This window comes from Variovorax sp. YR752 (assembly GCF_943372545.1).
This window is the reverse complement of the sequence record NZ_CALRZC010000055.1, coordinates 19564-39295: the sequence shown is the minus strand read 5'-3', so window position 1 is coordinate 39295 and position 19732 is coordinate 19564. Positions and strand designations below refer to the sequence as shown.

The following is a 19732-nucleotide window of genomic DNA, read 5'->3' as shown; positions in this document are numbered from 1 at the left end:
CAAGGGGAGAGGGGGCAACACGAATTCATGATGCTTCGACGAACCCTTCACTGCGCCTTCGCCGCCATGCTCCTCGCAGCGTCGGCCGCCCACGCGCTGACCGCCGACGAAGCCCGGGCCATCGCCTCCGGCGAGTCCGAAGCCCGCATCGCCGCGCTCAACAAGGCCGTCCTCACCGCCGACGACAAGACCTCCGCCTTCATCCAGGCCATGGCCGACGACGCCGTGAAGTACACCGAAGACAAGGTCTTCGTGATGAAGGACGACAAGGGCTACGACCCCGTCACCGGCACCGAGCTGAAGGTGCCCGACACCGCCGAAGACGTGGTCAACAACAACCTCATGCGCGGCGCGCTCGATGCCGCGCAGGCCGCGCTCAAGCTCACGAGCACCGACGACGCGGTGCGCGCCGAGGCCGCGCAGGCCTTGTTCAAGGAGCCCGACGAATCGCGCGTGCCGATGGTCGAGAAGGCGCTGGCCGCCGAAAAGAATCCGAAGATCAAGGCGCAGCTCGAACTCGTGCGCGCCGCCAGCATGCTCACCAGCGCCGACAAGGCCAAGCGCCTCGCCGCCGCCAAGGAGCTGGGCAACAACCAGAACCCCGACACCAAGCTGCTGCTCAACCAGCGCCTGGCCGACGAGACCGAAGCCGACGTGAAGGCCGCCATCACCGCCTCCATCGCGAACATCGACGGCGCGCTGGTCTGGGGCGACCGCATCAACGCCGTGTTCAGCGGCATCAGCCTGGGCTCGGTGCTGCTGCTCGCCGCGCTCGGCCTGGCCATCACCTACGGCCTGATGGGCGTCATCAACATGGCGCACGGCGAGCTGATGATGATCGGCGCCTACGCCACCTACGTGATGCAGGGCCTCTTCCAGAAGTACATGCCCGAAGCGGCGTTCGGCTGGTACCTCGTGGCCGCCATTCCCGTATCGTTCATGGCATCCGCGCTCGTGGGTGCGGTGCTGGAGCGTGGTGTGATCCGCTTCCTCTACGGCCGCCCGCTCGAGACGCTGCTGGCCACATGGGGCATCAGCCTGATGCTGCAGCAGCTCGTGCGCACGCTGTTCGGTGCGCAGAACGTCGGCGTCGAAAACCCCGGCTGGATGAGCGGCGGCTTCACGATGTTGAGCAACGTCACGCTGCCGTGGAACCGCATCTGCATCATCATCTTCGCGGCGCTGGTGTTGCTGGCGATGGGCTGGCTCATCGGCAAAACTCGGTTGGGTCTCTTCGTGCGCGGTGTCACGCAGAACCGCCCGATCGCCTCGTGCATGGGCGTGAACACCGCGCGCATCGACACCTACGCCTTCGCGCTCGGCTCCGGCATCGCGGGCCTCGCGGGCTGCGCGCTGAGCCAGATCGGCAACGTCGGCCCCGACCTGGGCCAGAGCTACATCGTCGACAGCTTCATGGTGGTCGTGATGGGCGGTGTCGGCCAGCTCGCGGGCACCGTGTATGCGGCGCTGGGGCTGGGCATTCTCAACAAGTTCATCGAAGGCTGGGCGGGCGCGGTGCTCGCGAAGATCGCGGTGCTTGTCTTCATCATCATCTTCATTCAAAAGAGACCTCAGGGCATCTTCGCGATGAAGGGCCGGAGCGCAGAAGCATGAGCAAGGTCACGTTGCCAACCAAAGGGCCGCTGCTGAGCGGCAAGGGCTGGACGGCCTTCTTCGTCGCGCTGATCGTGGTGTGCGCGATTGCACCGGTGCTCAACATCGTGGTGCCGGTCGACAGCCCGCTGCACATGAGCGACTACGCCGTCGCGCTCGTCGGCAAGATCATGTGCTACGCCATCTGCGCGCTGGCCATGGACCTGATCTGGGGCTACACCGGCATCCTGTCGCTCGGCCACGGCCTGTTCTTCGCGCTCGGCGGCTACATGATGGGCATGTACCTCATGCGCCAGATCGGCCGCGACGGCAACTACAAGAGCGACCTGCCCGATTTCATGGTGTTCCTCGACTGGAAGGAACTGCCCTGGCATTGGACCTTCAGCGGCAGCTTCGGCATGACGCTGCTGCTCATCGTCGCGGTGCCCGGCCTCATCGCCTTCGTGTTCGGCTTCTTCGCCTTCCGCTCGCGCATCAAGGGCGTGTACTTCTCGATCATCACGCAGGCCATGACCTTCGCGGCCATGCTGCTGTTCTTCCGCAACGAGACGGGCTTCGGCGGCAACAACGGGTTCACCGATTTCAAGCGCATCCTGAACATCCCGATCGCCACGCAAGAGATGCGCATGACGCTCTTCGCGCTCACCGGCCTCACGCTGCTCGGCTTCTTCCTGTTCGCCAAGTGGCTCATCGGCAGCAAGTTCGGCCGCGTGCTGCAGGCCATTCGCGACGCGGAAACGCGCGTGATGTTCTCGGGCTACAACCCGCTGCCGTACAAGCTCACGATCTGGGTCATCTCCGCCGTCATGTGCGGCGTGGCCGGCGCGTTGTACGTGCCGCAGGTGGGCATCATCAACCCGGGCGAGATGAGCGCGGCCAACTCCATCGAGATCGCGGTGTGGGCCGCGGTGGGCGGACGCGCCACGCTGATCGGGCCGATCATCGGCGCCTTCATCGTCAACGGTGCCAAAAGCTGGCTCACGGTGGCCTACCCGGAGTACTGGCTGTACTTCCTGGGCGCCTTGTTCATTGCTGTCACGCTGTTCCTGCCGAACGGCATCGTGGGGTTGGTGCGCAAGTGGATGTCGAGGGAGAAGACGCAGGCGCCACCCGAGCCGGCGGCGCACACAAGCCGCGCCATCGCCGCAGAGAAGGGCGTCGAGCCAGAGGCCTTGGTCTCGCTGCCCGTGGATGCGAAGGGAGCCCGCGCATGACGCCCGACCTGATGGAAGCCGGCGCTGAGCGCGCCGCACGCGCGGCCCACCTGCATGCGGGCACGGGCCAGACCGAATCGGGTGGCCGCGAGGCCGGCTTCGGCCGCATCGCCACGCCCGGCGAGGTCGACATCACGCACGGCCGCATCCTGTACCTCGAAGACGTGAGCGTGAGCTTCGACGGCTTCAAGGCCATCAACAAGCTCTCGCTCGACATCGCACCGGGCGAGCTGCGCTGCATCATCGGCCCCAACGGGGCGGGCAAGACCACGATGATGGACATCATCACCGGCAAGACGCGGCCCGATTCGGGCACCGTGTTTTTCGGCAGCACCATCGACCTGCTGCGCCACCGCGAAGCCGACATCGCGCAGCTGGGCATCGGCCGCAAGTTCCAGAAGCCGACCGTGTTCGAGCACCTCACCGTGTTCGAGAACCTCGAGCTCGCGCTGAAGACCGACAAGGGCGTGCGCGCGTCGATGCTGTTCAGGCTCGACTCGGCGCAGAGCGACCGCCTCGCCGAAGTGCTGGAAACCATCCACCTCGCGGACAGTGTGTCGCGCCTGGCCGGTAACCTGAGCCACGGCCAGAAGCAGTGGCTCGAAATCGGCATGCTGCTCATGCAAGACCCGAAGCTGCTGCTGCTCGACGAGCCCGTGGCCGGCATGACCGACGAGGAAACAGCGCGCACGGCCGAGCTGTTCCTCACGCTCAAGGGCAAGCATTCGCTGATGGTGGTGGAGCACGACATGAGCTTCATCCGCACCATCTCCGAGATCGTGACCGTGCTGTGCGACGGCTCGGTGCTGGCGCAAGGCACGCTCGACGAGGTGCAGGCCGACGAGCGCGTCATCGAGGTTTACCTTGGCCGCTGAGATCACTCGACGCCGAGGCAGCCGCTGCCCAATCCCCGGCAGGTGCCCGGCGGGCGGTGCGGTGTGGGCGGTCCCTCTGTGCCGCCGAGGCGCACAGCGTTTCGCGGATCAGGGCTCGCAGCTGTCTGAGCGAAGCGAGTTCTGCGAGACCCCGCGAAACGCGAGCACCGCAGGGCAGCCCGAAGGGCCGGCACAGTGGGGCCGACCGCGCCGTGCCGCCTGCCGGGTACCTCTTGCCAATGCCATGGAGGGCGCAAGCCAATGCTGACAGTCAAGAACATCCACCAGTACTACGGCGGCTCCCACATCCTGCGGGACGTGAGCTTCGAGGCGCACCTGGGCAAGGTCACCGTGCTGCTCGGCCGCAACGGCGTCGGCAAGACCACGCTGCTGAAATCGCTCATGGGCCTCGTGCCCGTCAAGAGCGGCAGCATCGAACTCGAAGGCAAGCCGATCCACAAGGCCACGCCGTACGAGCGCGCCCGCGCCGGCATCGGCTTCGTGCCGCAGGGCCGCGAGATCTTCGCGCGGCTCACGGTCGAAGAGAACCTGCGCATGGGGCTGGCCTACAAGAGCGGCGGCACGCCGATTCCTGCGGAGCTGTTCGAGCTGTTCCCGGTGCTCAAGCAGATGATCAACCGGCGCGGCGGCGATCTGTCGGGTGGGCAGCAGCAGCAACTGGCGATTGCCCGCGCGCTGGCGCCCCAGCCCAAGCTGCTGATCCTCGACGAGCCCACCGAAGGCATCCAGCCCAGCATCATCAAGGACATCGGCCGCGTCATACGCATGCTGGCCGACCGCGGCGACATGGCCATCGTGCTGTGCGAGCAGTACTACGACTTTGCGCAGGAACTGGCCGACGACTACCTCGTGATGGAGCGCGGCGAAGTCATTGCGCGCGGCCTGGGCAAGGACATGGAAGCGCAGGGCGTGCGGCAGCTGGTCGCGATCTGAATTGCAAGACGGTACCGACGCGCCGCACGAGCGCATCTTCACAATTTAGGGGTTTACCCTAGAATCGGGCCTCGCCCGCGTCCGCCGGGCACCCCCCAGGAGCCCGGCCTTGAACGCCTCACCGTCCGCCCGCGAAGGCGCGGAAACCACTGCCATTTCGCCGTCCGTCTCGTCCCGGCAGTTCCTGCGCGCGGTGCTCGCACTGGGCGTCGGCGGCTTTGCCATCGGCACCGGCGAGTTCGTCATCATGGGCCTGCTGCCCGAGGTCGCGAAGGACATCGCCGTCACCATCCCGCAGGCCGGCCACGTCATCAGCGCCTACGCGCTGGGCGTGGTCATCGGCGCGCCCGTGCTCGCGGTGCTGGCCGCCGGCTGGGGCCGACGCGCGCTGCTGATCGCGCTGATGGCCGTGTTCGCGGCCGGCAACTTCGCCAGCGCGATGGCGCCCGGCTACCTGTCGCTCAACCTGCTGCGCTTTGCCACCGGCCTGCCGCACGGCACCTACTTCGGCGTGGCCGCGCTCGTGGCCGCCACGCTCGCGCCACCGGGGCGGCGCGCGCGTGCCGTGGGCCTCGTGATGCTGGGGCTCACCGGCGCCACGCTGGTCGGCGTGCCCATTGCGGCGTGGCTCGGCCAGCTGTTCGGCTGGCGCGCGGCCTTCGTGTTCGTCGGCGTCATCGCGCTCGTCGCCGTGGTGCTGCTGCGCCGCGACGTGCCCGACATCGCACCCGCCGCCGGCGCCAGCCCCTGGCGCGAACTTGGCGCGCTCAAGCGCAAGCAGGTGTGGTTCACGCTGGGCATCGGCGCCATCGGCTTCGGTGGCATGTTCGCCGTGTTCAGCTACATCAAGCCCACGCTGATCGAGGTGGCCGGCCTGCCGCTGGGCGGCGTGCCCTTCGTGCTCGCGCTGTTCGGCCTGGGCATGGTCACCGGCAACCTCGTGGGCTCGCGGCTGGCCGACAAGTCGCTCATGCGCACCATCGGCGGCGTGCTGGTCTACGCGGCGCTGGTGCTCGCCACCTTCACCTTCGCGGCGCACCACGTCGTGACGGCGGCCTTCACCGTGTTCCTCATCGGCACCACCGTCGCCATCGGCCCGGCGCTGCAGATCCGCCTGATGGACGTGGCCGGCGACGCGCAAACCCTCGCCGCCGCGCTCAACCACTCGGCCTTCAACATGGCCAATGCCCTCGGCGCCTGGCTCGGCGGCGTCGCCATTGCGGCCGGCCTGGGCTGGACCTCGACCGGCTGGGTCGGCGCATTGCTGGCACTGGCGGGCGTGGGCATCTTCGCCTGGGCGCTCGCGAGCGCGCGTGCGGATGCGCGGCGGCCGGTGGCCGTGGCTTGCGAAGGGTCGGCGGGCTGAGACACCGTTCTGCAGTGGCGGTGCTGTAAGAGAAGGGCGCCAGAATCAGGGACGTTCCTGATGGCTGGAGTCCATGCAGATTCTTCGAGTGTTTGTGGCGGTGTGCCTCGCGGCGATGGGCGTCGCCATGCTGTGTGTCGCGCTGCTGTCGGCGCTTGATGCCGCGGTCATTCTTTTTTCTTACGACAAGGTCGAGGGTGTCGTCACCGGCGCCGGCAACACAGAGGTCCGGGTCGACTACGTCCGGCCCGACGGCCGACGGGCTGTCTTGTACGCACGCAGCGGCGGCAAGTTCGATGCACGCCCCGTGGGCAAGAAGGTCGCGGTCCTGCTGCCTCCGAAAGATCGGTTGGACGGCACGCTCAAGCCGATCCTCAAGGACGACCTGAACCCCGTCGCCATGGAATTCATGTTCGCGGTGCTCTTTCTTGTAGGCGCATTGGTGATCTGGGAGGGACGCTCCGGTGGTGCTTCTTCGCAGTCGAGCGAAGACCTGCGCACGAGGGGCGTCGACACCCATCCGAAAGATCCCGAGCGGCCAGTGCGCCCGCAGGCGTCGACGTCGACACCCGGCAGCGGGAGCTCGACCGGCAAGCGCGCCTGCAGGCATCGATCGACCTCGAGATCGCCGAGCGACGCGCCAAGAAAGACGCCCGATGACCACTCCGTTCTTCACTCGCCGACGCCTGCTGCACACCGGCCTCGCCGCCGCCGCGCTCGGCCATCCCTTCCTGCACCTGCGCGCCCAGCCCGCGGCGGCGCGCGACCCGTTCACGCTGGGCGTCGCCTCGGGCGCACCGCGGCCTGACGGCATGGTGTTGTGGACGCGGCTCGCGCCCGATCCGCTGCAGGGCGGCGGCATGGGCGATGCGTCCGTGGCGGTGCAGTGGGAAGTGGCCGAGGACGAGCGCTTTCGTCGCACCGTCGCGCGCGGCACGGCCAGTGCAGAAGCCGAGCTCGCGCACGCGGTACACGTCGAGGTGCAGGGGCTGCGCCCGGGCCGACCCTACTGGTACCGCTTTACCGCAGGCGGCGTGCGCAGCCCCGTCGGCCGCACGCGCACCGCGCCGGCCGACACCGACGCTACAGTGCAGCCGCTGCGCTTCGCCTTCGCCTCGTGCCAGCAGTACGAGGAGGGCTACTACGCCGCCTACCGCGACATGGCCGCGCAGCCGCTCGACTTCGTTGTGCACCTCGGTGACTACATCTACGAAAGCTCGCGCGGCTCGCACAATGTGCGCCGGCACGAAGGCGGCATTCCCACCGACCTGGCCGGCTTTCGCAACCGCTACGCGCTCTACAAGACCGATCCGCATCTGCAGGCCGCGCACGCCGCGTTCCCGTGGCTCGTGACCTGGGACGACCATGAGGTCGCCAACGACTACACCGACGACGTCTCGCCGCGCACGCCCGACCCGGCGCAGTTCCTCGCGATCCGCGCCGCCGCCTACCAGGCCTGGTACGAGCACATGCCCGTGCCCGCCCGCATGCGTCCGCGCGGCGCCGGCGCCACCATCTACGGTCGCCATCGCTTCGGCCACATGCTCGACGTGATGCTGCTCGACGGTCGACAGTACCGTTCGCACCACGCCTGCCTCACGGGCCGCAGCACCAAGCCACTGGCCGACTGCGCCGACCGCTTGGCACCGGAGCGTAGCCTGCTCGGCATGCAGCAAGAAGCCTGGCTCGCGAAAGAGCTTGCCGCACCGCCGGCGCGCTGGACCGTCATCGCCCAACCCACGCTGCTCGCCGAAGCCGACCGCCAGCGCGGCCCTGGCCATGGCTACTGGATGGACGGCTGGGACGGCTACGCCGCCTCGCGCACGCGCCTGCTCGACGCGCTGGCCGCGAACCAGTCGCGCGGCGGCGACGCGCTGGTGCTCGGTGGCGACGTGCACGCCTTCTGGGCCGCCGACCTGCGCCGCGAGCCGCAGGGCCCCGTCGTCGCGACCGAGTTCGTCGGCGGCGCCATCACCTCCGAAGGGCCCAGCGCCGCCAGCGTGGCCCACATGCGCGCGAAGAACGAGCACCTGCGCTACGGCCGCGCCGACAAGCGCGGCTACGGCCTCATGACGCTCGACGCGCGCGGCTGCGCCGTCGCGTTCCGCGCGGTGGATGACGAGAAGAACGCCGACTCCGCCGTCGCGACCATGGCCCGCTTCTCCGTCGAACGCGGCGAGCCCGGCGTGCACCTCGAATCCACCTGAATCTCCAGCGCCTGCAGGAATGCGCGGCCGTGCCTATGATGGCCGCCGCCCCTTCCTCCTACCTCTTCTCCTACCCTTGGAGCGCGCGCGCATGAGCATCCCCACCACCCGCCTGGGCCGCACCGGCCTCACCGTGTCCCGCCTGGCCCTGGGCACCATGACCTTCGGCCTGCAGACCGACGAGGCCGTGTCGCACCAGATTCTCGACAAGGCCGCCGACGCAGGCATCAACTTTCTCGACACCGCCGACGTGTACCCGCTGGGCGGCACCGTCGAGACCACCGGCCGCACCGAAGAGATCATCGGCAACTGGCTTGAAAAGCAGGGCCCCGTGGGCCGCCGCCGCTTCGTGGTCGCCACCAAGGCCGTCAACAAGGTCGGCCCCAACCCCTGGGACCAGGGCGCCTCGCGCAAGCACCTGCTCGACGCCATCGACCTCTCGCTCAAGCGACTGAAGACCGACCACGTCGACCTGTACCAGCTGCACATGGACGACCGCGAGACCCCGCTCGAAGAGAGCCTCGAGGCGCTCGACGTCATCGTCAAGTCGGGCCGCGCGCGCTACATCGGCGTGTCGAACTTTCTGGCCTACCGGCTGGCCCGCGCGCTCGGCAAGTCCGAGCTGCACCGGTTCACGCGCTTCGTGTCGGTGCAGCCGCGCTACAGCCTGCTGTTCCGCGAGATCGAGCGCGAGCTGCTGCCGCTCGCGGGCGAAGAGGGCCTGGGCGTGATTCCCTACAACCCGCTGGCCGGTGGCCTGCTCACCGGCAAGTACAAGCCCGGCGCCAAGCCCGAGGAAAACACCCGCTTCACCCTCGGCACCGCCGGCAACATGTACCAGGACCGCTACTGGAACGATCGCAGCTTCGACACCGTCACCCAGCTGCACGCGCTGGCCGATGAAGCCGGCGTGCCGCTGGCCACGCTGGCCGTCGCCTGGGTCATGGCCAACCCGCTGATCACCGCGCCGCTGCTGGGCGCCAGCCGCCCCGAACAGCTCGACGCCACCGTCGCAGCCGCCAGCTACACGCTCGACCCCGCGCTCAAACAGAAGCTCGACGCGCTCACGGCCGAGTACCGCAAGGGCGACGCGCCCCGCTGAACGGACGGGCGCGTGCCGGCGCCCCGGATGGCCTGCGCGCAGTACGTGCTTGGGCCATGCAGGAGAATCGCGGCCGGCATGACCACTTCCCCCACCATCCTCCGGCGCGCCGCCTCGCGGCACCCGGCAACGACCGAACGGCGGCCTGCAGCATGGCGCAGCTGATGTCGCTGCTGGTGCAGAACGCGATCCTGGTGGTGTTTGCCGCCAGCTTTGCCGCACGCCTGGGCCTGCCCGTGCCGGCCGCGGCCGTGCTGGTCGTCACCGGTGCGCTGCTGGCGGCGGGCGACGTGTCGGTGGTCGGCGTGGTGCTGGCCGCCGTGGTCGCCAACCTGCTGGGCGACGGCGCGTGGTTCTATGCCGGACGCCGCTTCGGCTACCGCTTCATGCGGCTGCTGTGCCGCATCTCGCTGTCGCAGGACTCGTGCGTGCGCCGCGGTGAATCGCTCATTTCAGACTGGGGCGGCATGTCGCTCGTGGCCGCCAAGTTCGTGCCGGGCGTCTCCGTGGTGGCCCCACCCATGGCCGGCGCGCTGGGCATGTCGGTGCGGCGCTTTGTCGGCTTCGACATCCTGGCCGCGCTGGTCTGGACGGGCCTTTTCCTCGGCTTGGGTTGGCTCTTTCGCGACCAGATCCAGCAGGTGCTCGCCATGCTGGCGCAGGCCGGCGGCATCGCCACCGCCGCGCTGGGCGTGGTGCTGCTCGTGATGCTCGCCGTGCGCTACTGGCGCCGCCGCGCCTTCGCGCGGCTCACCGGCATGCCGCGCATCAGCGTCGACGAACTGTTCGACCTGATGAGCGGCGACGTGCCGCCGCTGGTGATCGACGTGCGCGGCGAAGCCGGCGTGCAGGTCGACCCGCGCCGCATTCCGGGGGCGCTGTCGTACACCCTCAAGGCCCTGCAGCAGCGCAACCTCGACCTGACCCTCGACCCCGACCGTGACGTGGTGCTGTATTGCAACTGCCCCAACGAAGTCTCGGCCGCGCAGGCCGCGCGCGTGCTGCTGGCGCGTGGGGCTCGGCGGGCGTTGCCGCTGACGGGTGGGCTTGATGCGTGGGTGGCGTCGGGGCGGCCGACGAGCCTGCACTGAGCTGCTTCGCTGCTGCTCATCGCAGCTGCGTCGTCGGGCATTCCAGAACGAGCCGGGCGGGCAGGGGCGAGTCTTGCCAGCCGGGCGCGTCTTTCTTTTGGTAAGCCTCCAGCGAGGGATAACCGTCGGCAGTCCAGTCGGTGCCATCCACCTGTTCGAGCGCGACCACTTCGTACAGGCACTTGGCGCTGCGCGTCTTGAAGCGAAAGGCCATCTGCCCGGGTTCGCCGGGGCGGCTCATGTCCAGCACCTCGTAGCGGCTGCGCGCACAGCGGCTGAAGCTCGACCGCCATTCGATGGTCTGGCTGTGCACATGGAGCATGCCGTTGCATGCCCGGCCGGTACCGCTGAACTTGCCGGTGAAGGTGTGGGCGTGCGCGGCACTGGCCACAGCCACCGAGCAGGCGAGTGCCAGCAGGCACCGCCCGACGAGGTTTATGTCATACGAGCGGATGGCCGAACGGGTCTCGGTCTTGCGCATAGGACGAACCTCTGTACTCAATCCAGGCGTGTCATGGGACACGACAGGATCAGCCGCGCCTCTAGCGGCGAGTTGGCCCAGCCGGGCAGGGCACGGTTGCGGTACGACTCCATCGACTGATAGCCCTGCACGCCCCAGCTGTAGGTGCTGAGCCGTTGCACCTCGATCACGGGGTAGAGGCATTGGCGGCTGGGAGACTGGAGGCGAAAGGCGATTCGCTCGCCTTCTTTCTTGTCCAACTCGTTGTCAAGAACCTCGTAGCGCGTGGGCTTGCAGATGCTGAAGCTCGAGTTCCACTCGATGGTCTTGGTGCGCACATACAGGCCACCCGAGCATGCACGGCCTGTTCCGCTGAACTTCCCTGTGAACGGCGCGTCAGCAAGGGCAGTGCATGGACCCGCCAGGACCAGCGCGATCAGCGCGAACGTTCGGGTCATCTGCATACAGCCTCCTTTGCCTTCCGTACTGCGGGCAGCGCGTGGTCCATCTTCCGGGCGTAGTTTGCGTCGCCGACGTTGTAGCGCGCGGCAATGCGCGATGAGGTGAGAGGCATCCATCCCGTGATGACCTTCCTGACGATCGCCTTCTGGTACTTCAGCACCTGACCCGCCTTGAGCAGGTGCGCCGACGGGTTGAGCTTCTTCATGACCTCCGGCGTGCTCCCTTGCTCCTTGGCGATTCTTTCAAGACTGTCGCCGTCCTTCACCGTGACCTCATGGACCTTGCCGTCCGTGCTCAAGATGCTTCTGAATTCGAACGTTGCCATGCGCATCAGGAGATAGCCGATGCCTGCGCGAATGTTCGATGCCGGCTCGGCCCTGACCGAGCTGGCCGACAGGCTGACCCGAAGAGAAGGCGGAACGATCAGGTCGCCGCCTTCGCGGCCCCCGAGCAGCGCCATCAGTCCGGCATCCGAGGCATTGCCGATCTGCATGGGCCTCGACTTCCAGGAAGGCGCCTTGGCGCCGGTTTCCACCCACAGCATGGCCTTGACCACCCGCCAGTCCAGCGGCACATAGCCTGGCGTGCGCGAGAGGTGCATGTTGTATTCGTCGACTGCCGAGCGGATCTCGCAGTCATAGGCGTTCCATTGGTCATCGGCCTTGTCGACGCCGTCGGCCCAGCTGTCGAAGCCTGTTCTCGGCTGGGGCGTCGTGTGCCTTTGGTTCGCAGGCCCCGAAGCCAGACGATGTGCGGTGTTTCCCATGCAGTCCTCCCTTTGTATGTATTGCAGGTCCAGCTTTGTAAGCCGCCCCAGCAAGACACATTCGTATCGTTCGTTACCCGAATGGGATTCCTCCACGCTCCTGCGAGGGAAAGTCCTGCACCGCCCCAGTGGTAGTCTCCCTCCCCGATGAACCTCCGCACCAAGATCGTCGCGCTGGCCGTCGCGCCCTTGCTGATCGCGCTGGTGCTGGTGGCCCTGGCCGTGCGCCACCAGGAGCACGACCTGGCCCAGCGCGAGCGTGCCCTCATCGAGCGCAGCTACATGGCGCAGCGCCGCAGCGAGCTGCGCAGCTATGTTGACCTGGCCGTGAGCAACCTGCTGCCGCTGTACGAGTCGGGCCTGGACGACGAGGCCACGCGCAACGAAGCCCTGCGCCGCCTGGCCACGCTCAACTACGGCGACGACGGCTACTTCTTCGTCTACGACATGGACGGCAACTCGCTCATGCACTCGCGCCAGCCCGAGCTGGTGGGACAGAACCTGTGGGGCCTGCGCGATTCGCATGGCCGCTTCACCATCCAGGAGCTGATCCAGGGCGCGCGCGACAAGGGCGGCGCCTTCGTCGAGTACGAATGGCGCAAGCCCTCGAGCGCGCAGATGGCGCCCAAGCTCGGCTACGTCACCGCGCTGCCGCGCTGGAACTGGATGGTCGGCACCGGCCTGTACCTGGACGACATCCAGTCGACCATGGACACCCTCGACCGGCAGATGAACGCCAACGTCACCGCCACGCTGCTGTGGATCGCCGGCATCGCCGCGCTGTGCCTGGGCGTGGTCAGTGCGGCCGGGCTGCTGCTCAACCTCAGCGAGCACCGCACCGCCGAAGCCAAGCTGCGGCTGCTCGCGCGCCGCGTGGTGCAGTCGCAGGAAGAAGAGCGCGGCCACCTCGCGCGCGAGCTGCACGACGGCACCAGCCAGACGCTGGTGTCGGCCAAGCTGCTGATCGAGTCGGCCGTCGAGTCGCTCGACCGCGCGCACCAGTCGCCGCCGCCCGCGCTCGGCAAGGCGCTGCAGCGGCTGAACGATTCGCTCATCGAGGTGCGCCGCATCTCGCACCGGCTGCGCCCCGCGCTGCTCGACACCCTGGGCCTGCCCGCCGCGCTGGAGCGCCTGGGCGCCGAGTTCGGCGAAGAAGGCGGCGTCGACGCATCGATCATGGTCGAGGGCGAACCCTTCGAGCTGTCGCAAGAAGCCAAGACCGCGCTCTTTCGCGTCACGCAAGAAGCGTTGACCAATGTGCGCAAACACGCCCGTGCGCAGCAGGTGCACATTGCATTGGGCTTCGACGAAGAGGCCGTGCGCCTGGAGATCAGCGACGACGGCGTCGGCTTCAACGTCGAGGCCATGCAGCTCGACCCGAAGCGCGGCATCGGTCTGCGCAACATGCGCGAGCGCATGGAATCCATCGAAGGCCGGCTGCGCATGCACTCGGGCCGGGGCCACACGTCCATCGTGGCCGAAGTGCCGGTGCGGCGCGCAAAGCCAGAATAGCGGCCATGAATGAAGTCCCCGCCACCGCTGCTGCCCCTGTGGTCGTGCGCCTGTTCCTGGTCGACGACCACCCGCTGGTGCGCGACGGCCTGCGCGCGCGCCTGGGCTCCATGCCCGGCCTGGAGATCGTGGGCGAGGCCGGCAGCGCAGCCGAGGCGCTGGCGCTCATCGGCCCCGCGCAGCCGCACCTGGTGCTGATGGATGTGGGCATGAAGGACATGAACGGCATCGAGCTGGCGGCGCTGCTGCTGCAACAACCACAGCACCAGCCCGCGCCGCACGTCGTCATGCTCAGCATGTACGACAACCCCGAGTACGTGCAGAAGGCCCTGCAGGTCGGCGCGCGCGGCTATGTGCTGAAAGATGCGCCGGCCGCAGAGATCGTGGCCGCCATCGAGGCCGTGTCGGCGGGCGGCACCTTCCTGAGCCCGGCTGTGTCGAAAAAACTCTTTCGCAACCAGACGCCGCGCCCGCTGCTCACGCCGCGCGAGGGCGAGATCCTGAGCGCGCTCGGCCGCGGCGAATCGAGCAAGCAGATCGCGCGCGACCTCGGCCTGAGCGTGCGCACCGTGGAGGCGCACCGCCAGAGCATCAAGCGGCGCCTGGGCATCGAAGGGCAGGCGGAGCTCATCAAGTATGCGGTGGAGCACGCGCGGGAGTTCGGCGGGCAGGGCTGATGCGCTGTTGTTGATGCGGGGCTCGCGCCCTGCTTTCAGGGCCTGACTGTCAGGGCTTTGTGAATCGCCGCTGCTGCAGCGCGATTACTTGCGCGAACCGCGCATTCCTCGGCGAAATCTCTCTCTGCGCCGGGCAGGACTTCTCTACAGTGAATGCCCCTGTGATGAAGCGACCCGCTATGTGGGCGAGGAGCACTGCACACACCGCACCACGGACCACTGACGGATTGAGTGAATGAATGAATGAACCGCTTCGCCTCACGGCGGGCCATCGATGCAGATCGATCGATGCGAACGTGAGGCACAAAAGGCGACGGCCACGGTGCGCGAACACCATGACCGTCTAACCAAATGACGTGCACTACTTTGGAAAGCGAGCACACCAATGGCTAAACGAATTATGGCCCGGCCTACCGGGTCGACCTCTCCCCACGCAACCGCTCCCAGCGCAGCAGACCTGCTGGAATGCAAGCTGGAACAACTGAACTCACTGCTGTGGTGCTGCTACGGCGCTGGCGATGGCTGGTTCGAGGATGCGGGGGCAGGGCATCGGGACAACCTGCTGTGGATCGCTTCGGATTTGGCGCGGGATGCGGCGGCGTTGTTTCAGGAGAGTGGGGGAGGGTGAGGGGCTTGGCCCCCGGTACTGGGTATCGGGGGTGGCTCTAGGTTGCTTGCTAACGTAGCGCGCTAGATAGTCGATAGATCGGCAATTCACTTCGTACTTGCCCGCTAGGCTCCAACTTGATTTCGCGTGCCGGGTCCAAAGCCTAGGCCAACCAGATAGGCGGGAAATCTGGCGGTGAGTTCCGAATGGCATCTGTTAACAAGGAACTCAACGTCATCGATCTTCTTTTGAACCGCCGGAAGATTTATGGTCTGAATGGCGATCTTCGGGCGATCGCAGCAATGAATGCAGTCATGCCGCCGCTGAAATATTGCGCCGAACTTCACTTCAAAGTGCTCCAACGCCTTTTCTTGAGCGGCGATCAAGCTTGCTGCTGGCACCGCAGCAAGCTCTCCCGCCGTTGTCCCAAATTGACGGCGCTTTGCCTGTGGATCTGTAAGCCAACTGCAAACTCTATCGCGGCTAATTAGTCCTTGCTTCTTTGGGAAGAACTGATTGAATAAATTTCGCATCTGATCAAAAGAAAGGACATTTTCTTTCTCAACAAGCTCTCGCGCGGCCATTCGCCATCTCCACCCGGGCATCGTGGTCGCACGGAGAATTGCTGTAACAGGTAGTTTGAGGTTGTTCAGTCGATCGGGTACCGAGACCGCGGGCTCTATCTCCTTTGCCCGAAGAACTCGTGAGATCAAATCGGCATAGGCATCCGCAAAGTACGCGTCACACGCTCCCACAGAAAACATTAAAGCGGACCGCAAGATATCGTCGCCGCCTGTTGGAACCAACGCCGCGTTGGACATTAGTAAGCGAGCTCGAGTTAAGTCGGTGTCGAAGTGGGATTTAGCCGTCAGTAGGATCGCCATAGATTCTCCCCGGTGCTTTTAATGCGAAGCGACTAGCTTACCTGATTAAGTATAAATTTGAGTCAGTCACGACGAGCATTGGGGGGATTTTTCACCACGAAAGTTCGATAGCTCCTTAAGATTTCTTCGCGAATTTTTATCCTCACATCTGGAGGATCCGTGCATCGAGCACAAATGCGTCCACCTGCAAGTGGATTTCGTTTGCGAGCGCCCCGAAGCGCTTATTTTATGGCACTATTGAGGGGTGCCGAAACTTAAAATATCAAGATGGTCGATCACTTCAAAATTAAGTGCCATCGGTGTTGTTGAGAATTTTTTGATGTGCTATCACAAAAATTACAAAACTCTGCGAAACAATGTCTAGAAAAAAACCCGTTCTTGGCGTGTGTGCTTTGTGCGAAAAAGAACGCATGCTGCAGGACTCTCATGTCATACCAAATTTCATCTTCAAGCCATTAAGAGCACCGGGCGGCAGTATGGTGCATGTAAATGTTGATGACTGGAAGGTAGAGAAAAATTCTGATAGCCACAGTGAATTTTTGTTGTGCGAGGACTGCGAGGGGAAAATCTCAAAATGGGAAGACCATGGCGCGCGTAGACTTCGAGACTTAAGCGCGTTTGATCAAAAGCCGGAGAATGAAATCCTTTGGACAGGGTTTGATTACGCTCAATTCAAGCTTTTTCAGCTATCCGTCCTGTGGCGAGCTGGTGTTGCTAAGGGGCCATTTTTTGAGGCTGTTAGCCTCGGCCCGCTGGGTGAAAATATCCGACGGAAGCTGTTGGCTAATGATCCTGGGGAGGTGGATTTTTGCGGTTGCATCATGACCGGAATTCTTACCGAATGGGCGCGCAGCGATGGATTTGTCTATGCGCCTCAGCTGGCACGGCACAAGGGTAGGTATTACTACAACTTCATATTTGCTGGGGTTTTATGGATATTTTCTGCAAATCAGAGCGCTGAACGAGAAATGATTCAGTGGTTTTTGCAAAAAAATGGGTCTGTCCCTTTGGTATTTATGGACGTGAAAGATCTACCGAATGCCGCAAGCGTGCTCTCCATCATTGCTAAGAACTACAGGAGCACTTGATAGTCTGAAGCTCTTCTTCAGAAAGACACTCGCTCTGTCATAAGGAGCCTGTGGATGATTGATGCGGATCCCAACGTGCGGCGGCAAGCCCGCCCGTATGTTTGCGGGTTGCTGAAAGGCGAGCAGATCTTTCAACCTTGCGCTGGTACAGACTCCACTGTTCCAAGTTTTTTTGCTCGAGCCAAGATGCCAGACCTCCCCTTCAGCCCCGCCGCAGACCGCAACAAACAACCCATCCTCGATGCCCTGACCCGCATCCTCGGTGAGCGCGGCACCGCATTGGAAATCGCCTCCGGCACAGGCCAACACGCCGCCTGGTTCGCCGCCGCCATGCCCTCATGGACCTGGCAGCCCACCGACGCAGACACCCGCTCGATCCCCGCGATCGCCAGTCGCGCCGAGCAAGCCGCGCTGCCCAATCTGCGCCCGCCGCTGCTGCTCGACGTGATGGCGCCGCAGTGGCCCTCGCAAGGCTCTGCGTTCGCTCAAGAAGGCAAAGAAGAAGAAAAGTTCGACGCCATCTACTGCGCCAACATGCTGCACATCGCCCCGTGGCCCACCTGCGCCGCGCTGATGGCCGGTGCCGCGCGGCATCTGCGTTCCGGCAGCGGCGTGCTGATCACCTACGGGCCTTACTTCGAAGACGAAGCACAGCACGGCCCCGCGGCACCGAGCAATCTGGCGTTCGACGAAGACTTGCGCGCGCGCAATCCCGCGTGGGGCATTCGCCGCATCGATGAGGTGGTGGCAGAGGCGCGTCGCGTCGGCCTCGCGTTGCGCGAGCGGCACGCGATGCCCTCGAACAACCTGCTGCTGGTCTTCGGCTTCAGCTGAAGATGAGGAAGAGCGAAGGCGCCGTCGCCCGCCAAGGGGCTCTGCATTGCGATCCGGCTCACTCGCGCTAGAGTCGGGCCACGTCCACAAGACCGGCCTGCGCCCATGCTCGACACATCCCTGCCGACGCCTCCACATTCCCCCGCATCGCTGTTGCTCTCGCAGCGGCTGCTGTTCCGACTGATCCCCGCCATCACCGCCTGTCTCCTGGCCATCGGCTGCGCGAGCCCGCCGCCGACGCGCACGCCCGGTGGTTCGGTGCCCAGCAGCAACATCCCGCCGTTGACGTCGGAGCAGTCGAACAGCATCACGATCCATGCGCTGGGGCTGGTCGGCACGCCGTACCGCTATGGCGGCAACTCGCCCGAGGGCGGTTTCGATTGCAGCGGGCTCATCGGGTATGTGTACCGCCAGAGCGTGGGGCAGGTGCCGCCGCGCACGGTGTCGCGCATGGCGGGCTTCGGTCGGCCGGTGCCGATGTCCGAGCTTCGCTCGGGCGACCTGGTGCTGTTCGGCTCGGCGTCGCCCACGCATGCGGGCATCTATGTGGGCGACGGTCGTTTTGTGCATGCGCCGTCCACGGGCGGCGAGGTGCGGCTCGATCGGCTCGACGGCGTGTACTGGTCGCGGCAGGCGACGCAGGCGCGCCGGCCCGGCTGATTCGACGACCCTGACTGCTCGCTACTTCCGCGGCGACTGCACGTGCTCGGGCCGCACGCCGATGCCCACGGCGCGCGCGGGCAGGGTGCGCAGCCACGGCCAGCGCCCCAGCAGGCGCAGCGGCAAGGGCATGGGGCGCGGCGCGATCGATGACGATGCGGCAGCAGCCGTGGCCGCCTTGCGGCTGAGCACCGGCATCAGCACGCGGTCTTGCACGAGCCGCTGCGCAGCCTGCGTGACGCGCACGGGCCATTCGCGGCGGCGCTGCAGCTGGGGCAGCAGGCTGTCGATCTCCTTGTCGGTGGCGGTGCCGGCCAGCGACGCGGCCAGCAGGTTGGCGGCAGCCACGGCGTCCTGCACGGCGAGGTTGATGCCGACGCCGCCCACGGGCGACATGGCGTGCGCGGCGTCGCCGATGCACAGCAGGCCGGGGCACGACCACGATTCGAGCCGGTCGACGGTCACTTCGAGCAGCTTCACGGCCTCCCAGTCGGGCAGGGCCTCAGGCAGGCGCGTGGCAAAGAAGGGCGCGATGCGCGCAATCTCGGCATGGAAGGCGGCAATGCCGCGCGACTGCAGTTCGGCCCGGCCGCCCTTGCGGATGACGAAGGCGCACTGCCAGTAGTCGTCGCGGTTGAGCGTCACCAGCAAGCGGCCCGCCGCGATGTGGCCGCCGGTGGCCTCGGGGTCGCCGGGCAGCTTGGGAATGCGCATCCACAGCACGTCGATGGGCGCGCCGTAGCTGATGTGCGGCAGCGCCGCCGCGTCGCGCAGGGTGGAGTGGCGACCGTCGGCGGCCACGATGAGGGAGGCGTGCAGCTCGATGTCTTTCGGGCCGCCGCTGTCGGGGCTGCGGGCGCCGACGCGCACTTTCACGCCGTTGACGCGGCCGTTGTCCTGCAGCAGGCCGGTGGCCTCGGCGTCGGTCCACAGCTCGAAGCCGGGGTAGCGCCGCGCCTCGTCGCACATGAAGTCCAGAAACTCCCACTGCGGCATGAGCACCAGAAAGCGGGCGTGCGTGGGCAGCCGCCGGAAGTCGGCAATGGTCACGCTGCGGCCCTCGTAGGTGCCGCGCAGTTCTTCGATGCGGTTGTGCGGGCGCTGCAAGAAGGCGTCGAGCAGGCCGAGCTCGTGCAGCACTTCGAGCGTCGAGGGGTGCACGGTGTCGCCGCGGAAGTCGCGCAGGAAGTCGAGGTGTTTCTCGAGCACGACGACGGGCACGCCCGCGCGCGCGAGCAGCAGGCCCAGCACCATGCCGGCCGGGCCGCCGCCGGCGATGCAGCAGCGGGGCGACGAGGGAACGGGGGCAGCGGTGGTGTGTGTGTCCATGGCTCCGATCGATCCGGTCGCGCCATGGGT

Annotated in this window: 19 protein-coding genes; 14 read left to right on the top strand and 5 right to left on the bottom strand. The window is 66.1% G+C overall.

What is annotated here, in order from left to right; genetic code table 11:
- Positions 1–66 precede the first annotated feature (66 nt).
- The 9 genes from urtB (at position 67) to AAG801_RS15260 (ending at position 10423) form a co-directional block, all read left to right on the top strand.
- Positions 67–1614, top strand: coding sequence for an urea ABC transporter permease subunit UrtB (gene urtB, locus AAG801_RS15300; protein ID WP_341889137.1), 1548 nt, complete (start codon positions 67–69; stop codon positions 1612–1614).
- Complete coding sequence (gene urtC / locus AAG801_RS15295; RefSeq protein ID WP_341889136.1) at positions 1611–2828, top strand: urea ABC transporter permease subunit UrtC; 1218 nt, start codon at positions 1611–1613, stop codon at positions 2826–2828. Before urtB ends, urtC begins: the two co-directional genes overlap by 4 nt.
- Complete coding sequence (gene urtD, locus AAG801_RS15290) at positions 2825–3703, top strand: urea ABC transporter ATP-binding protein UrtD (protein ID WP_101489246.1); 879 nt, start codon at positions 2825–2827, stop codon at positions 3701–3703. The genes urtC and urtD overlap by 4 nt, the downstream gene beginning before the upstream one ends.
- A 261-nt stretch (positions 3704–3964) precedes the next feature.
- The gene (gene urtE / locus AAG801_RS15285; protein ID WP_341889135.1) at positions 3965–4657 is read left to right on the top strand and encodes an urea ABC transporter ATP-binding subunit UrtE; all 693 of its coding nucleotides are present in this window, start codon (positions 3965–3967) and stop codon (positions 4655–4657) included.
- A gap of 109 nt (positions 4658–4766) precedes the next feature.
- Positions 4767–6023 (top strand): MFS transporter, encoded by a 1257-nt coding sequence (locus AAG801_RS15280; RefSeq protein ID WP_341889134.1) that lies wholly within the window; start codon positions 4767–4769, stop codon positions 6021–6023.
- 73 nt (positions 6024–6096) lie between these two features.
- On the top strand, positions 6097–6831 hold the full coding sequence (locus AAG801_RS15275; RefSeq protein WP_341889133.1) for a hypothetical protein: 735 nt from the start codon (positions 6097–6099) through the stop codon (positions 6829–6831).
- Positions 6713–8230: an alkaline phosphatase D family protein gene (locus AAG801_RS15270; protein ID WP_341889139.1), complete on the top strand. Its 1518-nt coding sequence runs from the start codon at positions 6713–6715 to the stop codon at positions 8228–8230. Before AAG801_RS15275 ends, AAG801_RS15270 begins: the two co-directional genes overlap by 119 nt.
- A 91-nt stretch (positions 8231–8321) precedes the next feature.
- Entirely contained in the window at positions 8322–9332 is a 1011-nt protein-coding gene (locus AAG801_RS15265) for an aldo/keto reductase (RefSeq protein WP_341889132.1), read from the top strand.
- Between the two features lie 56 nt (positions 9333–9388).
- Entirely contained in the window at positions 9389–10423 is a 1035-nt protein-coding gene (locus AAG801_RS15260; RefSeq protein ID WP_341889131.1) for a VTT domain-containing protein, read from the top strand.
- A gap of 16 nt (positions 10424–10439) precedes the next feature.
- Here the strand turns inward: AAG801_RS15260 and AAG801_RS15255 are convergent, their stop codons facing one another.
- The 3 genes from AAG801_RS15255 to AAG801_RS15245 are packed head-to-tail and all read right to left on the bottom strand — an operon-like array spanning position 10440 to position 12111.
- Positions 10440–10904, bottom strand: coding sequence for a hypothetical protein (locus AAG801_RS15255; protein WP_341889130.1), 465 nt, complete (start codon positions 10902–10904; stop codon positions 10440–10442).
- 17 nt (positions 10905–10921) lie between these two features.
- Positions 10922–11347: a hypothetical protein gene (locus AAG801_RS15250; protein WP_341889129.1), complete on the bottom strand. Its 426-nt coding sequence runs from the start codon at positions 11345–11347 to the stop codon at positions 10922–10924.
- Entirely contained in the window at positions 11338–12111 is a 774-nt protein-coding gene (locus AAG801_RS15245; protein WP_341889128.1) for a LysM domain-containing protein, read from the bottom strand. The genes AAG801_RS15250 and AAG801_RS15245 overlap by 10 nt, the downstream gene beginning before the upstream one ends.
- 147 nt (positions 12112–12258) lie before the next feature.
- Here AAG801_RS15245 and AAG801_RS15240 point away from each other — a divergent pair, with 147 nt between their 5' ends.
- A complete protein-coding gene (locus AAG801_RS15240) occupies positions 12259–13623 on the top strand; it encodes a cache domain-containing protein (protein ID WP_341889127.1) in 1365 nt (454 codons plus the stop codon).
- A gap of 5 nt (positions 13624–13628) precedes the next feature.
- A complete protein-coding gene (locus AAG801_RS15235; RefSeq protein ID WP_341889126.1) occupies positions 13629–14300 on the top strand; it encodes a response regulator transcription factor in 672 nt (223 codons plus the stop codon).
- A 732-nt stretch (positions 14301–15032) separates the two neighbouring features.
- Here the strand turns inward: AAG801_RS15235 and AAG801_RS15230 are convergent.
- A complete protein-coding gene (locus AAG801_RS15230) occupies positions 15033–15791 on the bottom strand; it encodes a hypothetical protein (protein ID WP_341889125.1) in 759 nt (252 codons plus the stop codon).
- A gap of 410 nt (positions 15792–16201) precedes the next feature.
- Here AAG801_RS15230 and AAG801_RS15225 point away from each other — a divergent pair, with 410 nt between their 5' ends.
- The 3 genes from AAG801_RS15225 (at position 16202) to AAG801_RS15215 (ending at position 18373) form a co-directional block, all read left to right on the top strand.
- Positions 16202–16879: a hypothetical protein gene (locus AAG801_RS15225; RefSeq protein WP_341889124.1), complete on the top strand. Its 678-nt coding sequence runs from the start codon at positions 16202–16204 to the stop codon at positions 16877–16879.
- Positions 16880–17065: 186 nt separating this feature from the next.
- Positions 17066–17713 carry a DUF938 domain-containing protein gene (locus AAG801_RS15220; RefSeq protein WP_341889138.1) on the top strand — a complete coding sequence of 216 codons (648 nt, stop codon included), beginning with the start codon at positions 17066–17068 and terminating at the stop codon, positions 17711–17713.
- Between the two features lie 105 nt (positions 17714–17818).
- Positions 17819–18373 carry a C40 family peptidase gene (locus AAG801_RS15215; RefSeq protein WP_341889123.1) on the top strand — a complete coding sequence of 185 codons (555 nt, stop codon included), beginning with the start codon at positions 17819–17821 and terminating at the stop codon, positions 18371–18373.
- A 21-nt stretch (positions 18374–18394) separates the two neighbouring features.
- On the opposite strand, the gene AAG801_RS15210 is transcribed toward AAG801_RS15215, so the two are convergent.
- Positions 18395–19702, bottom strand: a complete 1308-nt coding sequence (locus AAG801_RS15210; RefSeq protein ID WP_341889122.1) for an FAD-dependent oxidoreductase — start codon at positions 19700–19702, stop codon at positions 18395–18397.
- Between the last annotated feature and the right edge of the window lie 30 nt (positions 19703–19732).

What these genes read in the sequence shown, in the direction of transcription:
- AAG801_RS15255 (WP_341889130.1), bottom strand. Translation starts at nt 10,904, where the DNA reads ATGCGCAAGACCGAGACCCGTTCGGCCATCCGCTCGTATGACATAAAC.
- urtC (WP_341889136.1), top strand. Translation starts at nt 1,611, where the DNA reads ATGAGCAAGGTCACGTTGCCAACCAAAGGGCCGCTGCTGAGCGGCAAG.
- AAG801_RS15220 (WP_341889138.1), top strand. Translation starts at nt 17,066, where the DNA reads ATGCCAGACCTCCCCTTCAGCCCCGCCGCAGACCGCAACAAACAACCC.
- AAG801_RS15265 (WP_341889132.1), top strand. Translation starts at nt 8,322, where the DNA reads ATGAGCATCCCCACCACCCGCCTGGGCCGCACCGGCCTCACCGTGTCC.
- AAG801_RS15275 (WP_341889133.1), top strand. Translation starts at nt 6,097, where the DNA reads ATGCAGATTCTTCGAGTGTTTGTGGCGGTGTGCCTCGCGGCGATGGGC.
- AAG801_RS15235 (WP_341889126.1), top strand. Translation starts at nt 13,629, where the DNA reads ATGAATGAAGTCCCCGCCACCGCTGCTGCCCCTGTGGTCGTGCGCCTG.
- AAG801_RS15230 (WP_341889125.1), bottom strand. Translation starts at nt 15,791, where the DNA reads ATGGCGATCCTACTGACGGCTAAATCCCACTTCGACACCGACTTAACT.
- AAG801_RS15245 (WP_341889128.1), bottom strand. Translation starts at nt 12,111, where the DNA reads ATGGGAAACACCGCACATCGTCTGGCTTCGGGGCCTGCGAACCAAAGG.
- urtE (WP_341889135.1), top strand. Translation starts at nt 3,965, where the DNA reads ATGCTGACAGTCAAGAACATCCACCAGTACTACGGCGGCTCCCACATC.
- AAG801_RS15225 (WP_341889124.1), top strand. Translation starts at nt 16,202, where the DNA reads ATGCTGCAGGACTCTCATGTCATACCAAATTTCATCTTCAAGCCATTA.
- urtD (WP_101489246.1), top strand. Translation starts at nt 2,825, where the DNA reads ATGACGCCCGACCTGATGGAAGCCGGCGCTGAGCGCGCCGCACGCGCG.
- urtB (WP_341889137.1), top strand. Translation starts at nt 67, where the DNA reads ATGCTCCTCGCAGCGTCGGCCGCCCACGCGCTGACCGCCGACGAAGCC.
- AAG801_RS15240 (WP_341889127.1), top strand. Translation starts at nt 12,259, where the DNA reads ATGAACCTCCGCACCAAGATCGTCGCGCTGGCCGTCGCGCCCTTGCTG.
- AAG801_RS15210 (WP_341889122.1), bottom strand. Translation starts at nt 19,702, where the DNA reads ATGGACACACACACCACCGCTGCCCCCGTTCCCTCGTCGCCCCGCTGC.
- AAG801_RS15250 (WP_341889129.1), bottom strand. Translation starts at nt 11,347, where the DNA reads ATGCAGATGACCCGAACGTTCGCGCTGATCGCGCTGGTCCTGGCGGGT.
- AAG801_RS15215 (WP_341889123.1), top strand. Translation starts at nt 17,819, where the DNA reads ATGCTCGACACATCCCTGCCGACGCCTCCACATTCCCCCGCATCGCTG.
- AAG801_RS15260 (WP_341889131.1), top strand. Translation starts at nt 9,389, where the DNA reads ATGCAGGAGAATCGCGGCCGGCATGACCACTTCCCCCACCATCCTCCG.